Origin of the sequence: Mesorhizobium sp. SARCC-RB16n (assembly GCF_008520305.1) — a bacterium.
In the GTDB taxonomy this organism is placed as follows: domain Bacteria; phylum Pseudomonadota; class Alphaproteobacteria; order Rhizobiales; family Rhizobiaceae; genus Mesorhizobium.
Genome location: NZ_ML703279.1, coordinates 66,055 through 80,960 on the forward strand (window position 1 = coordinate 66,055; position 14,906 = coordinate 80,960).

Below are 14,906 nucleotides of genomic sequence, written 5' to 3' on the forward strand. Positions count from 1 at the left end.
GCAAGGCTATCCCATGGCTAGACAGTTCGTATTCTCCTCTGAATCCGTCGGCGCCGGACATCCGGACAAGTTGGCCGACAACATCTCGGATGCTATTCTCGATGCGGTCCTCCTCAAGGATCCTAAGGCGCGCGTCGCCTGTGAAGCGCTGGTGAAAAACTGTGAAACGTTGGTGAAGACCGGAATGGTCGTGCTGGCTGGCGAGATCACCAGTGATGCCCAAATCGACTATAGCCAAGTTGCCCGCGATACCATTCTCGACATCGGATATGACGATGATGCAATCGGGTTTGATGGTCGGCGTTGCGCTGTCGTTCTGGCTATCAACGAACAGTCGTCTGATATCAGCCAAGGCGTCGAGCAAGGACGAGGGATTGATCTCGACCAGGGAGCGGGCGATCAGGGCGTCATGTTCGGGTACGCTTGCAGGGAGACCGATACACTGATGCCCTTGCCAATCCAGCTCGCTCACCACCTGACGAAAAGGCAGGCAGAAGTCCGCAAAGCAGGACAGCTAAGCTGGCTGCGCCCCGATGTGAAATCGCAAGTCTCGGTACGTTATGAAGGTTTGCGCCCTGTGGGGCTGGATACCATCGTCCTGTCGACCCAACATGATGAGGAGGTCTCACAGGAAGCCCTGCGGGAAGGCGTCATTGAGGAGATCATCAAGCCGGTCTTGCCGACCGACCTGGACACGACAGGGATTAGGCTCCTGGTCAACCCGACAGGACGGTTCGTGGTCGGTGGGCCGCGCGGTGACTGCGGCCTCACTGGGCGCAAGATCATCGTCGACTCCTACGGCGGGATGGGACGCCACGGCGGCGGTGCCTTTTCGGGCAAGGACCCCTCAAAGGTTGACCGTTCGGCCGCGTATGCGGCCCGCTACGTCGCCAAGAATGTCGTGGCTGGGGGACTTGCGGAGGTCTGCGAAGTGCAGATTGCTTACGCAATCGGCGTAGCCGCACCGGTCTCGGTCTTCGTCAACACCTTCGGGACGGCGACGATCGAAGAAGAAAGGATCGAGCGCCTCATTGTCGAGTTGTTCGACCTGAGGCCAAAAGGTATTATTGAGATGCTTGACCTGTTGCGCCCGATATACCGTAAGACCGCGACCTACGGGCACTTCGGCCGTGAAGAGCCTGAGTTCACCTGGGAGAGGACGGACAGAGCCGATTTCTTGAGGCGGGAGGCAGGTCTGGCTGCTGCGTGAGGCTGCTGCCGGATCAATCTGAAGCGCTGGACCATTGTAGAATTGAAAGGTCCCCGCGCGGGCATGGCAAGAAGCCGGCCTGGGTTTTTGGCGGAGACATTGATGCCGGATTATGACGTGCTTTGCATCGGCAATGCTATTGTCGACATCATCGCCCAGTGCGAGGAGGACTTCCTCGAGACCAACGGCATCATCAAGGGCGCGATGAACCTCATCGACACCCACCGCGCCGAATTGCTCTACAGCCGCATGGGCCCGGCGATCGAGGCCTCCGGCGGCAGCGCCGGCAACACGGCGGCCGGTGTCGCCTCCTTCGGCGGACGCGCCGCCTTCTTCGGCAAGGTCTCCAACGATGCGTTGGGCGAAATCTATGCGCACGATATCCACGCGCAGGGTGTTGCCTTCGACACGAGGCCGCTCGAGGGCGAGCCGCCGACGGCGCGCTCGATGATCTTCGTCACCCCCGACGGCGAGCGCTCGATGAACACCTATCTCGGCGCCTGCGTCGAACTCGGGCCGGAAGATGTCGAGGCCCACAAGGCGGCGGGCGCCAAGGTGACCTATTTCGAGGGCTATCTGTGGGATCCGCCGCGCGCCAAGGAAGCCATCCGGCAGACGGCCAGGCTGGCGCACGCGGCCGGGCGAGAAGTCTCGATGACCTTGTCGGACCCGTTCTGCGTCGACCGCTACCGCGACGAGTTCCTCGACCTGATGCGTTCAGGTACGGTCGACATCGTTTTTGCCAACAGCCACGAGATCAAGTCGCTTTACCAGACTTCGTCGTTCGACGAGGCGGTGGCGCAGATCCGCAAGGATTGCAAGATCGCCGCGGTGACCCGTTCCGAAAAGGGCTCGGTCATCGTGCGCGGCGACGAGACCGTGATCATAAAGGCGACCGCCATCAAGGAGCTTGTCGACACGACGGGCGCCGGCGATCTCTACGCCGCCGGTTTCCTGCATGGCTATACACAGGGACGCGACCTCCAGACCTGCGGCGATCTTGGCTCACTGGCGGCCGGATTGGTGATCCAGCAGATCGGCCCAAGACCGCGGCAGAACCTGCGCAAAGAGGCCGAGCAGGCGGGGCTGTTGTAGACACTTCTGGAAGACTTGCCCGCTGACGGCTTCGATCACCGGCGCGAGGGACGAAAGCACTGAGCGGGCGACAGCAATGCAGCGTTTTGTCGTGTCCGCGACTATGGGTTCGGGCTCATTTTCTGCTGCGTTCCCGTTAAACCGCTGAAATAAAAGTCGCAAAATCTTCTCTGCGGCTGCCTTCGTGTTGGCACAAATTTTGATCTTCTGGTTTTGAGACAAGGGACTGCCGAGAGGCATTTGATGGCGCGGAGCGAACCGGAACGAAGGTAGCAACCGACCTTGTCAGGTCAGCATCAGCTACTGCGCGCATAACGAGGCGCCGAGTGGTAGCGGAGGAGATTGCGCCGAAATGATCGCTGCGATTTACGTGGGCTCCCTATCGCACCAGCTCGGATCGTACCGGCTGGGTCTGCTTGGCCGACCTGATCGAGCAGCCGATCCGGCGTCGCCGTGGCCGCCAACGACCCACTTGTGGTGTGTTTGGGTAGATCTTCGTTTCCAGGGCACGCCAAATTGCCAATCGGACGCCGGAGATGTCCGGTGGCACTGACAGAGGCAAGGGCAGGCGTAGCAAAGCGGCGATTGCGAGGGTGCTGCGTGACGACCGGCGTTGAATGCTCCATTGATGTAGGACGCAGATGAAGCCGTTAATCCTGATCTGTTCGCAGGATGTCGAGTTCTACCTGTTCTTCAGCCACGTCCTGGAGGTGGACGGCTTCGCAACCGTACTGGCCGGTGGCGTCGAGGATGTGGTCCAGCAGGCGACTGAGTGCGAGCCGCAGGCTGTTGTCCTGGACTGCCAACCGGCTACCGCTACCGGCCCGGCGATCTGCGCCCGGCTGAAAGGCGAGCTGCAAACCGATGCACTGCCCGTGATCGCTCTGATCGCTTCCGGCGCCGAGCACCAGCAGCTCGATCTGCTCAAGGCGGGCATAGACGAAACTTTCTTGCGGCCCTTCGCGCCGGCTAAATTGCTCGCGTACCTGAAGGGGAAACTGCGGACTCGCCTGCTGCCCAACGGCGGGAACGACGAGGCGCTGACATGCGGTCAGCTTAGTATGGAGCCCAGAAGCCGTCGGGTGCACTGCAGTGACCAGCAGCTCCATCTTGGCCCACTCGAGTTCAACATGCTGCGCCACCTGATGGAAAACCCTGGCAAGGTATGCAGCCGCGAGGAACTGGTTAGCGCCGCTTGGCCGGAAAAAATCTTTGTTGGTCCGCGCACAGTTGACGTCCATGTCAGCCGACTGAGAAAGGCGCTCTCCCCCCACAACGTAATCCGAACCGTACGCTCGGCCGGTTATGCGCTCGAAGAGCAGGAAATCTGAAAGGGCGATCGCGGCCCATGGTGTAGTAGCTCGGCCGAGCAAAAGCTGCTCGCGAGCGCGCCCTCAATAGCGCTGAAGCGAGCGGGCGGCTTTGCAGCGTCGTGGACGCTTCCGGTAAAGTTTGGGGCGATATAACCCCCCTAATGCATGTTGCCCGGAAGTGTCCTCGGTTCCGGGATAACGACATGCATAAAATCAGAAGCTTACAGCAGGTCGGGCGAATCCTATTCGCCGCGACATGCTGTAGACTTGTGACTACCGCAATCGACGCAATAACGAGCTCTTGCGTGGAATGATCCGGTGGAAGCAATCAGTCGGCCCTTTCGGACGAAATGGAGGCCATCACCCTCCCGCGCATAGGGTTCAAACGGGCATCACATTACGACTCGCAATGTTCAGATGAGCAAATCCGACCGCACGCTGTTAGAGATGCGCTCCGACCTGACGGCATCGTATTGGCAAGGTGGTCGGTATATTGACCGACGAGTCGGAAGAAGCATCGGACCCGTCAAATCAATGCCCTCAGCGGACTGTCACATATTTCTAACGAAATGGCGTTGCCCGTTCGCCTCTTGGGTTCACCCAATTTCGATCCGCTTCAGCGCAGTGTATCTGGCCCCCACCGGCGAGGGTATACACTTTTGCTAGGCGGCCCTCGGTGCGCCTCTCAGAAAACGCGCGGCTTCGACCATGTTGATGAGTGCCGGACGGACTTCCTCCCACCGACGTGTCTTCAAGCCGCAATCGGGGTTAACCCAAATCTGACTGTCGCAAAGCCGCTGTCGCGCCTGCGAGAGCAGGTTCGTCATCTCGTCGACTCCCGGCACCCGCGGTGAGTGGATATCATAAATGCCCGGTCCGATCTCGTTCGGATAATTGAACTTTTCGAAGGCGTTGAGCAACTCCATCTGCGAGCGCGAGGTTTCGATGGAGATCACATCGGCATCCATCGCCGCGATCGCGTCTATGATGTCGTTGAATTCGGAGTAGCACATGTGCGTGTGGATCTGGGTCACATCATACACGCCCGTCGAAGCGAGCCGAAAGCACTCGATGGCCCATTCGAGATAATGCTTCCACTCGGACTTGCGCAGCGGCAAGCCCTCGCGCAGTGCAGCTTCGTCGATTTGGATCACCTTGGCGCCGGCGCTTTCGAGATCATCCACTTCGCCACGGAGGGCGAGCCCGATCTGGCGGCAAACGACCGAGCGTGCGAGATCGTCGCGTACAAAGGACCAGTTCAGAATCGTCACCGGGCCGGTGAGCATGCCCTTAACGGGTTTATCTGTTAGCGATTGAGCGTACCGCCACCAGCGCACCGTCATCGGATTGGGACGCGACACGTCGCCAAAGATGATCGGCGGCCGCACATAACGTGACCCGTAGCTCTGCACCCAGGCGTGCTGCGTGAAGGCGAATCCGGAAAGCTGCTCACCGAAATATTGCACCATGTCGTTTCGTTCAAACTCACCATGCACCAGCACGTCCAACCCGATCTCGTCCTGCCAACGGATGGTTGCCTCGATTTCCTTCCGGAGGAACACCTCATAGTCGACGTAGCTCAGTTCTCCCCTCGCATGGGCCGCGCGCGCATTGCGAATCTCGGGTGTTTGCGGGAAGGAGCCGATGGTCGTAGTCGGGAATGGCGGTAGGCGGAGCGTTTGGTCCTGAAGCCTGGAGCGCTCAGCAAAGCGGCTTTTCCTGCGCATCATGTCTTCGTCGATAAAGGCGAGGCGTCCTTCGACCAGCGGATCATGCACCTTGGGGGACGTCAAACGCGCAGCGGCTGCTTGGGTAGAGGACTCCAGCTCTGCTGAAACCGCCTCCCGGCCTTCGGACAAGGCCCTGGCGATCGTGGTCAGTTCGTCCATCTTCTGCGCCGCGAATGCGAGCCACGACTTTATGTCGCTATCGAGCGCTGTTTCCAGTTCCAGGTCGATCGGCACATGCAGAAGGGAACACGAAGGCGCGATCTCCACTCGCTCCAGTGGCCAGCCCGCGACGACCGGCTTGATGCGGTCAAGGATGAGGCGCAGGTTCGCACGCCAGACGTTGCGACCGTCGATCAGGCCAAGCGAAAGCACCATGTCCTTTGGCGCAAGCCGGCCGACCGCCTCCAATTGTTCAGGAGCGCGTGCAAGATCGAGATGCAAGCCCGCCACAGGAAGCGAAAGAGCGGTCTCGATATTGCCATTCAAACCGCCGAAATAGGTGGCGAGCATGATCTTTAGCTCCGGGGCCGCTTTCGAAAGACGGTCGTAGGCAAAATTGAACGCGTCTTGCTCGTTTGGAATGAGGTCGAGCACGAGCGCCGGCTCATCGATTTGCACCCAGTCTGCGCCCGCCACTTTCAGGCGGCGCAGGAGTTCCTCATAGACCGGCAGCAACCGCGGGAGCAGCGCAATTGGGTTGAAGTCCCGATTAGGCGACTTGGCCAGCTTGAGGAAGGTGACGGGCCCAAGAATGACCGGGCGGGTGTGAACGCCGAACGCCCTACCCTCAAGGAAATGATCCACCGGCTTTGCCGACGACAAAGCAAAGTCCTGGTCGTCGGCGAGCTCCGGGACCATGTAGTGGTAGTTGGTGTCGAACCACTTGGTCATTTCCAGCGCGGTAACCGCGTTACCGTGATTGGCATTTTTCAGTCCGGCAGCCTCTCCTTGGCTCCCACGCGCCATGGCAAAATAGGTGTCGAGCGAGACTTCCCCCTCGCTCCAGCCATAACGTGGCGGCACAGCGCCGACCATTGTTGCCGTGTCGAGCACATGATCGTAAAGCGAGAAGTCGTTGCACGGAATTATGGTCACGCCACGGTCGCATTGTTCAGTCCAGTTCGCGACACGCAGCGCCCGCGCCGTTTCGAGAAGGTCGGCAGCGGAAGATTTTCGCGACCAGTAGGCCTCCAGCGCGCGCTTTAACTCGCGACGACGTCCAATGCGAGGCACGCCAAGTGTGGCAACAGGAACTTTCCGAGAGAGAGACATACCATACCCCGATGATTGGGGGTGGACGCAAGGCAGACGTTGGCAAGCAGACCGGCCGGTTACCACGCCCACCGAGACACCCCGCCTGTGGACCTTGTTCGCCGAGGCAGGTCTCCTGGCTCGCGGGTCGACACCTCTGCCCGTCTTCCCGAGGCGCATGGCCTCAGTGACATGAGTGGGCTTGGCTCGCCGCTTACAGTTGCGGGGGCAGCGCCGGCATCTTCACCGGCTTCCCTCTTAGCTCTGATGCGAGTAACCGGATCAGAGAACCACGACAAGCCGACACTGGCCGAAGAGAAGACTCCTGTCAAGCGGACATAAACAAATCTTTATGCCGTTATCCGATTTTGGTGTCGCTGGTGAGGCGCAGATAGCCGCGATGTCGATTGAATGCGATCGTACTTAAACAGCGCGCGGGCAAGCCCTTCCGCTTCCTTCCCACTGTCCTGATGGCGAACCGTCGCAGGGCCATACTGCCTGTTGTTGGGGTTGACTTCGACCATGCTGGAAGCAACATTTCCGATATACTCGAAATGAGCATAGGCAGATGCAATCACACGCCATTGCCCGAGCATCCGGCAATATACGCGAGGGAACGGGTCGGTCGCCCGGCTTCGCGGTTGGCATCCCGCTGTCGAGCTTAACCCGAGCAACTCGCTCAACTGGTGCAACAAGACTGGAGGAGAGTTGTCGACCAGCACCAGTCGGCCAGCCATGCGGCAGCTTGATGCCTGCAATCTCACCCAAGCCCCCAACCACCCACTACCATCACCATCATGGAAGCAATGCGTTATGGAAGCACCTGCGCTTTGGCGTCGGCACCTCGATGACACGTTCGAGTTTCTCAACCAGATCCGCAAGAGTTCAAGCCAGCAGGAAATCTGTCAGCACCTGATTTCCTATGCCCAGCGCTTTGGCGCCAGAAACGTGCTGGCAGGACCGATCCCGCCGCCGCGTGCGCTGAGGCGCGAGCAGATTTCCCATGTGCTGCTTGACGCCTGGCCGCAGCAATGGTCGGAGCGCTATTTCTCCAAAGGCTACCTTCATCGCGATCCTACCATTCAGCTTGTGAAGCGTGGGGTCACCCCCTTCCGGTGGAGCGAGATGGATCAAATTTCCCGGGTTTGTTCCTTCGGCCGACAGATCATGGCGGAGGCATCAGAGTTTAATCTGCGTGACGGCTTCACGATTCCGTTCGCGACATTGAACGGACAGCCGGTTGGATTTTCCGTTGCAGGGGAGAAGCTCGAGCCGGGTCCTCACGACCGTCTCGCCTTTCAGTTCGTCGCCGCCTGCGCCTTCGGATGCGCGGCCCTTCTTGCGGATGGCAAACAGGCCTCCAAACCAGTGCGTCTGTCACCTCGACAACAGGACGTCCTGCGCTGGGTTGCCGAAGGGCTTACTGTCGTCGAGGTCGCTGATCGCCTGAACGTCAGCCGCAACACGGCAGATACGCATCTGCGATTGGTGCGCCAGAGGCTTGGCGTGACAAGCAACGTGCAGGCCGTCACGACAGCTTTCCGCCTGGGGCTGATCAGCTAGCCTCACGCAATCGCGTGATCCCGCATCGGTCCGCAATGAACCATTTGGCCTCCAAACTGGAGGACAACCGAGATGCTCGGGCTCAGCAACAGCATCAAGTCATCCTGGCACGACTGCATAGACAGCCCAGATCTCAATCGCTTTGTTGTTTGCATGCCCGACGATGGGTGTGCGGTCGCCGAAAAGTCTTCGCGCCTTGGTCTATGATCTTCACATCGGTCGGCATGTGCATCGACCGGCAATCGACGATCAGTTGTTCGGCGCGGACGCGGCATAGAATGCCCGCCGAAACGCCGCCGTACCGCAACCGAGATTCCGCGCGGTTGGTACGCGAGATCCCATTCCAGGCTGAACCTGCATTGCGCGATCCACAGCTCGGCCTCGTCAGCGCCATCGACCAGCCCAAGTCTTGCCAGCTTGAGAATGCCGCTGTCAAAAAGGACGACTGTCCGAAGGCCGGCCAGCGCCAGTTCCAAACCTGCGAAGCACCGAGTCGCACGGCAGCCTATAAGAACAGCCTTTTCCACCCAGGGAGTCCGTCGCAGAGCCACATCGCTCTTGCCTGCACGCTCGCCGCGACAAGCCGGGTTTGTGGCGACAGAGCTTGCCATTCGCCGCGCTGCCGGGGGACATCAGAAGGCAGACATAACCGCTTTTCTTCGGCCGTATTCGACTGCTGGCACAAACACGATGGCCGGTAAGTCACAACGGAAAGCCACTGAAGGCGTTTTCGGCCCTTCTTTGAGAGAGTATCCGTCGCACGATTCTAAGCCCGTCAGCTCATGGCGCCGGTGCTGTACCCCAATCTTTGTCGAGCGAAGTCCATAGCTGTCCGGCGTTCGCTCGCCAGCTTCTTGAATGGGTCGTCGTCCCGTCGCCGAAAAAGGCGTGCCGCCTCGCTTCGTGATGTCAGTTGTTCGTCGCATATCCGACATTCCCGGATATCGGTCAGGATCTCGACAGCTTTGGCACGGCAATATGCAGGCCTAGCGACAACCGGGCTCCGCCTCGGATCAGGCGAAATCAACCAACCCAGCTCGCCAAACCCGCAGTCGTGTCGCGCGACCGCCCCACGCTCGCGCTGACCTGTTCCCAATTAGGTGCGTCTTGGGCCACGAGCTTGCGGCGCGCTCCGATTTATCCCCCGGGCGACGCGTCGCCAACGCACTCGAGGACACCATGAGCCTTTTTCGACACAACTCGACCTTGGAGGCTAACGCCCATGTGGCAGGAGGTGCCAATTCGGGTCGTCACTCGCCGGCAAACCGACTTGTCGGCGTCGACCTGGCGCGCGGATTGGCTGTGTTCGGCATGTACGCCGCACATGTCGGACCCTCTCCACGCGAAGGGGGGGTCTCCGGCTTTATTCTAGAACTCGCTCATGGTCGCTCTTCCGCGCTCTTCGCCTTGTTGGCGGGGTTCTCCCTTGTCCTTATCACTGGAAGGGTCCCCAAGACAGGACAAGCAGGTCGCCAAGCTCAGATCAAAGTGGTGATACGCGCGCTCATCCTGCTAAGCTTAGGTATGCTGCTACAGGAGATCGGAGCGCCGGTGGCTGTGGTCCTCTCCTACTACGGACTGTGCTTTCTTCTGGTTCTTCCACTCTACCGGCTCGATTTTTTCGCGCTCGCAGCCATAGCGCTTTCGACGGCACTTGTGTTTCCTCAGCTAAGATTCCTGATCAACGGAGTGATGGACAAAGGGATGCACCACCCGCTTGTTACCATGTCGATTAGCGGGTGGTACCCTGCCGTGACATGGATACCATTCATGATCGCAGGCATGGCGGTCGCACGTCTGAATCTGACGAAAATGACCACCCGCCAGTGGTTGGCGACCGCTGGAATAGCGCTCGCCGTCCTTGGATATGGAGGGTCCGCCCTCGCCTTGCACTATTTGCCGGGGGTCGCACAGACGATCACCGCGCACGGCGGGAAGGTGGGCGATCTCTGGTGGTCGGATGCGGGAGGATTCAGGTCGTGGATGGACTTTGGGGACGAGGCCGTTTGGTTGTGGGTGGCCTCACCTCACAGTGAGACCACCTTCTCCATCCTTGGGAACACCGGCGTCGCCCTTCTAGTTCTGGCGATCAGCCTGGCCGTTTCCGACACGCGTCTTCGCGTGCTGACCGCTCCAATCGCGACTGTCGGTTCCATGTCGTTGACAGCTTATGTCCTGCACATTGGGGGAATCTGGGTGCTCCAGCCAGGATCACCCTCACTCCACCTGCTGGGATTCATGCTCGCAATCAGTGCGTTCGCAATGTTATGGAGGCGCGCGCTCGGCAGAGGTCCGCTCGAGGCGCTGATGGGCGGAGCCGCAAACTTGTCTCGGTGGGTCCCTTAGCACTGCGCCAGACCGAGCGATGAGTATGCACGAGATCCCCGGCCTTTGAGCTCCTACGATTTCCGCTAGGCCGAAATCTGATCGGCACATCGGGGGATATGGTTTCGTGTAGGTGCGACCATGACACGAATCGCCGCTTTCATACTCGTTGGGAGCCACACAATCGCTCGACTCGATAGGACGCAACCTCCATCGGTAGCGTCCTCGGAGTGACGAGATTCGCGATGATCCGCGTCGCAGCCGTGTGGGTCGGGCCGAGATGCCCATGACCGGTGGCGTAGTTGACGCGCCTGGCCTTCGTGGATCCCGAGATAGGGGCGCAAGGTCGACTTCTGTTACCTACTTCACACAAACGTCGGCAGCAAAATTGTGAAACCCCGTCATCGGAATCGCTCGGGGGCATGGATGTCGTCGCAGCGCGATGAGGATCTGTTAATCGTGTCGCTACGGAGATCTGCCGCGGTATTTTGGAGAGTTGAGGAACTCGAACGTATCATCGAGGACGACCGAAATGCCGAGTACCTCACCTTCTGATCGAAATTGGCGGTCGCCAAATCCGAGATCGTGCTGGAAGCCCTGCATCGTGTCAGGCCCGAGGCCCCGGTACTAAGGCGCTCAGGAGATCGACGCCAAGCCTTGGGCATACAAGCGGCAGGCCGCGCAACCAGCCACATCGTACCCAGGAATAGATAGGCGGCGTCGGGTCGTGCCCTTCGGTGACCTGGTATCGGTTGCCCAACGCGAGCGGGATTTCGACGAACGCGGCAGGGTGATGCATGACCGACAATGTCGGCCATCGGACTGCGCTTCGACAATCTACCCGTCGCATTGAAGGGCTTTCACCTGGCACGGCGTTTGCGCGGCAGATTGGCAATCAGCCTGCAACTCGGCGCAGGAGAAATCATCCCCATCTCAGCTTGCCCAACCCGCAGTGGAGTCGGAAAGCGAGCTCCGCCGACCGAAACGAGCATGACCGACACACAGGCAAGGAGCAGTCCATTGATCCTTCGCATCAGAGGACGCGAGGTTTTTAGTATGAAGAGCCCCAATGGCAAAAATCCCAAAGCTCCTCAACCAAAGGCTCCTTGTCACAATATGTCCTTGCCACCGACGAAGAAGCGGCTCGGCACGTTTCACGCCATAGCCCTGTTTATCGCCATGGTGTGGCGGACAAGCCCGTTTCTAACATTGTCCACATTGCTGTTGAGGCTTGTCGATGCGGTGCTTCCCGTCAGCAAACTCTATGTCGGCAAGCTCATCGTCGACGAGGTCAGCCACCAAATCCGATCGGGGGCGCCCGCCCTGTCCTTTCATGACGAGCAGTGGCTTTTATTGTTGATCGCGGCTGGGTTGGGGCTGGCCGTGTTCACCGATTTGTTTAGCCGCGTCAGCTCTCTCGTTGAAGATGTACTTGCCGAGCGCGTTACAATCGCCTCAAGCGTCGGTCTTATGGAACATGCCGCGACGCTGGATCTAAAGGATTTCGAGGACGCGGAATTTCAGGACCAGCTTGAACGTGCGCGCGTCCAGACAAGCAATTCCATGACGCTGCTCTCCCTTTCTTATCAGGCGGCGGGCCTGATAAAGGCAATCAGCTTCGCAATGGGCCTTTTGATCATTGCTCCCTGGCTGGTCGTTGTAATGTTGATCGCGGTGGTGCCGGCATTTCTCGGCGAATTCTATTTCAATGCGAGGAGCTATTCGCTCCATTTCAGCCGTATGCCCGCGCAGCGTGAGCATAGCTATGTACGCCTGACGGCAACCAGCGTAGAGGCGGCCAAAGAGGTTAAGATTTTCGGCTTGAGCCGCTTTCTCATCGATCGTTATGTGCAGCTTGCAGACCAATTCTATACCGCAAACCGCAAGCTAGCAGTACGGCGCACGATGTGGAGCGGTTTATTCACCGCCGTCAGCACGATGGCCTACTACGGGGCTTACACTTACATCGTATGGGGTGCGCTACAGGGGAAGTTCACCGTTGGCGACCTTACCTTCCTCGCCGGTTCATTCCTGCAACTGAGCGAGGCGGTGGCATCGCTGCTGTTGGGTTTCGCCAGAACCGCTGGTCAGGCGGAGTTCCTCAAGGACCTGTTCTCGTTCTTTGACTTGGAGCCTGAAATCCTGTCGCCCGAAAACGCACTGTCCGTGCCTTGTCCAATCCGAGAAGGCTTCGTCTTCGAGAATGTGGGCTTCAAATATCCGGGAGCGGGGCGGTGGGCGGTGCGCGGTCTCAGCTTCACGCTACGGGCCGGAGAGGTGTTGGCGCTCGTTGGAGAGAACGGCGCCGGCAAGACCACGCTGGTGAAGCTGCTGGCGCGCCTCTACGATCCCAATGAGGGCCGGATTCTTCTCGATGGCAAGGATTTGCGCGAATACGATGTGGCTGAACTGCGCAATTCGATCGGCGTGATCTTCCAGGATTTCGTTCGCTACAACATGACTGCTAACGACAACATCGCGGTTGGCCGTATCAAGGCGCGCGAGGATAGAGATCGCGTAGAACGTGCCGCTGAACGCAGCCAAGCCGGCCAGGTCATCGGCAGGCTGCCGGGCGGATATGACCAGATGATCGGTAAGCAGTTTGATAATGGTGTGGAGCTGTCAGGCGGCGAATGGCAGAAGATCGCAATTGCTCGTGCCTACATGCGCGATGCCGAGCTATTGATCCTGGACGAACCGACGGCCGCACTGGATGCCCGTTCGGAATCCGAGGTGTTCCGACGTTTTAAGGAACTGAGCAAGGGCAAGACATCGGTTCTGATTTCCCATCGCTTTTCCAGTGTGCGGATGGCCGATCGAATCCTGGTGCTGGCCGACGGGAAAGTTGAGGCGCAGGGTACACATGAGGAGCTTTTGGCCGAGCGCGGTCGCTACGCCGAGCTCTTCGAACTTCAGGCCTCCGGATATCGCTAGGCGTTTATTGGCTCGTCCTCAGTGGGTGAACGGCAACTTTCAAAACCCAGCGTGCCTGCCTCTCCAAGTCTATTGGGGGGCCTGCCAGATGCCGGGGGATAGCGCCCTGCTGTTTGACAGATGAGGTTGTTCACCCACCGCTCGGAAATAACTACCCACAAACGAAAGAACCACGCCATCCGAACAGATCGTGGTGCAATTTTTTCGCTACGCACACCAACCTGACCGAGCACGTCCGTCTCGTCGCCGCCCGCGCATTGCGCCCGACCGCCCACTCCTTGTCGAAACTTCTGTTTCTGGCTATATTACTGGAAATCAAAGGGTTCACTATGGGAAGTTCACAGAAGCGTGCCATCCAACAATACCGCTCCCGACTTGCCCTGCGCGGCCTGACGCGTTTCGAAGTGCTTGGTCGGGACGCCGATCGCGATCTTATCCGATCGCTTGCCCGGCGACTGTCGGAGGATACCCCCGAAGCTTCTGAACTTCGCGCGACCGTGAGCAAGTCGATCGCCGGCGAGCCACCCAAGCCTGGCCGAATCCTCGCCGCGTTGCTGCGGTCGCCGCTGGTGGGGGCCGATCTCGATTTTTCGCGGCTCCGCGAAGAAGGGCGCAAGGTCGATCTGTGACGCGCTACCTGCTTGATACCAACATAATCAGCAATGTAGTCAAACCACAGCCATCGGAATCGCTCATGGCATGGATGTCGTCTCAGCGCGACGAGGATCTGTTCATCGCGTCGCTGACGCTTGCTGAGATCCGCCGCGGTATTTTGGAGAAGCCGCAAGGCAAAAAGCGCGGCGCGCTCGACAAGTGGTTCTCGGGGTCTGATGGGCCGCAAGCGCTGTTTGCGAACCGTATCCTCTCATTCGACGACAAGGCGGCACTGATCTGGGCCGGACTGATGGCCGAAGGCAGAGCGACCGGCCAGCCGCGCAGCGGGCTCGATATGATCATAGCCGGTGTCGCCGGCGCGAACGAGTGCGTGGTGGTGACGGATAACGAAAAGGACTTTGCCGGACTCGAATTCATCAATCCGTTACGCGGATCGGTGTGACCCGTTGGCGGGTTAAAGATTGCTCGGGAGGGCAAGACGGCTGGACTTAGGATCGGCGGGCTGATTCCCAATCGGCTGCGGACTGCTCAGTTTCTTCCGCTTGAGCCAGCCGGACTGTCGCAGGGCCATACTGCCTGTTGTTGGGGGTTGACTCCGACGATGCTGGAAGCAACATTCTTGATATACTCGAAATGAGCATAGGCAGATGCAATCACACGCCATTGCCCGAGCATCCAGCAATATACGAGGGAACGGATCGGTCGGTCGGCTTCGCGATTGGCATCCTGCTGTACCTTACCCCGAGCAACTTGCTCAACTGGTGCAACAAGAATCGAGGAGAGTTGTCGACCGGCACCGGTCGACCAGCCATGCGGCAGCTTGATGCCTGCAATCCACCCCAAGCCCCCAACCACCCACTACCATCACCA

10 protein-coding genes and 1 riboswitch are annotated in these 14,906 nt (G+C 59.3%); of the genes, 9 read left to right on the forward strand and 1 reads right to left on the reverse strand.

Annotated elements, in window-relative coordinates; genetic code table 11:
* The first annotated feature begins 13 nt into the window (after positions 1 to 13).
* The 3 genes from metK to C7I87_RS23595 all read left to right on the forward strand — a co-directional run bounded on the left by metK (position 14) and on the right by C7I87_RS23595 (position 3,636).
* Positions 14 to 1,210, forward strand: coding sequence for a methionine adenosyltransferase (gene metK, locus C7I87_RS23585; RefSeq protein ID WP_149906458.1), 1,197 nt, complete (start codon positions 14 to 16; stop codon positions 1,208 to 1,210).
* A 102-nt stretch (positions 1,211 to 1,312) separates the two neighbouring features.
* The gene (locus C7I87_RS23590; protein WP_149906459.1) at positions 1,313 to 2,305 is read left to right on the forward strand and encodes an adenosine kinase; all 993 of its coding nucleotides are present in this window, start codon (positions 1,313 to 1,315) and stop codon (positions 2,303 to 2,305) included.
* 641 nt (positions 2,306 to 2,946) lie between these two features.
* Positions 2,947 to 3,636, forward strand: coding sequence for a response regulator transcription factor (locus C7I87_RS23595; RefSeq protein ID WP_149906460.1), 690 nt, complete (start codon positions 2,947 to 2,949; stop codon positions 3,634 to 3,636).
* 644 nt (positions 3,637 to 4,280) lie between these two features.
* Here the strand turns inward: C7I87_RS23595 and metE are convergent.
* The gene (gene metE, locus C7I87_RS23600) at positions 4,281 to 6,620 is read right to left on the reverse strand and encodes a 5-methyltetrahydropteroyltriglutamate--homocysteine S-methyltransferase (protein WP_149906461.1); all 2,340 of its coding nucleotides are present in this window, start codon (positions 6,618 to 6,620) and stop codon (positions 4,281 to 4,283) included.
* Positions 6,621 to 6,707: 87 nt separating this feature from the next.
* Positions 6,708 to 6,909, reverse strand: a riboswitch (cobalamin riboswitch).
* 503 nt (positions 6,910 to 7,412) lie between these two features.
* On the opposite strand from metE, the gene C7I87_RS23605 reads away from it, so the two are divergent.
* The 6 genes from C7I87_RS23605 to C7I87_RS23635 all read left to right on the forward strand — a co-directional run bounded on the left by C7I87_RS23605 (position 7,413) and on the right by C7I87_RS23635 (position 14,478).
* Entirely contained in the window at positions 7,413 to 8,162 is a 750-nt protein-coding gene (locus C7I87_RS23605; RefSeq protein WP_188393968.1) for a helix-turn-helix transcriptional regulator, read from the forward strand.
* A gap of 203 nt (positions 8,163 to 8,365) precedes the next feature.
* Positions 8,366 to 8,863, forward strand: a complete 498-nt coding sequence (locus tag C7I87_RS23610; protein ID WP_149906463.1) for a hypothetical protein — start codon at positions 8,366 to 8,368, stop codon at positions 8,861 to 8,863.
* A 478-nt stretch (positions 8,864 to 9,341) separates the two neighbouring features.
* Positions 9,342 to 10,508: a heparan-alpha-glucosaminide N-acetyltransferase domain-containing protein gene (locus C7I87_RS23615; RefSeq protein ID WP_246696378.1), complete on the forward strand. Its 1,167-nt coding sequence runs from the start codon at positions 9,342 to 9,344 to the stop codon at positions 10,506 to 10,508.
* Between the two features lie 1,095 nt (positions 10,509 to 11,603).
* Positions 11,604 to 13,421, forward strand: a complete 1,818-nt coding sequence (locus tag C7I87_RS23625) for an ABC transporter ATP-binding protein (RefSeq protein WP_188393978.1) — start codon at positions 11,604 to 11,606, stop codon at positions 13,419 to 13,421.
* Between the two features lie 329 nt (positions 13,422 to 13,750).
* Positions 13,751 to 14,050 (forward strand): hypothetical protein, encoded by a 300-nt coding sequence (locus C7I87_RS23630; RefSeq protein ID WP_149906618.1) that lies wholly within the window; start codon positions 13,751 to 13,753, stop codon positions 14,048 to 14,050.
* On the forward strand, positions 14,047 to 14,478 hold the full coding sequence (locus C7I87_RS23635) for a type II toxin-antitoxin system VapC family toxin (protein ID WP_149906464.1): 432 nt from the start codon (positions 14,047 to 14,049) through the stop codon (positions 14,476 to 14,478). The genes C7I87_RS23630 and C7I87_RS23635 overlap by 4 nt, the downstream gene beginning before the upstream one ends.
* Positions 14,479 to 14,906 lie beyond the last annotated feature (428 nt).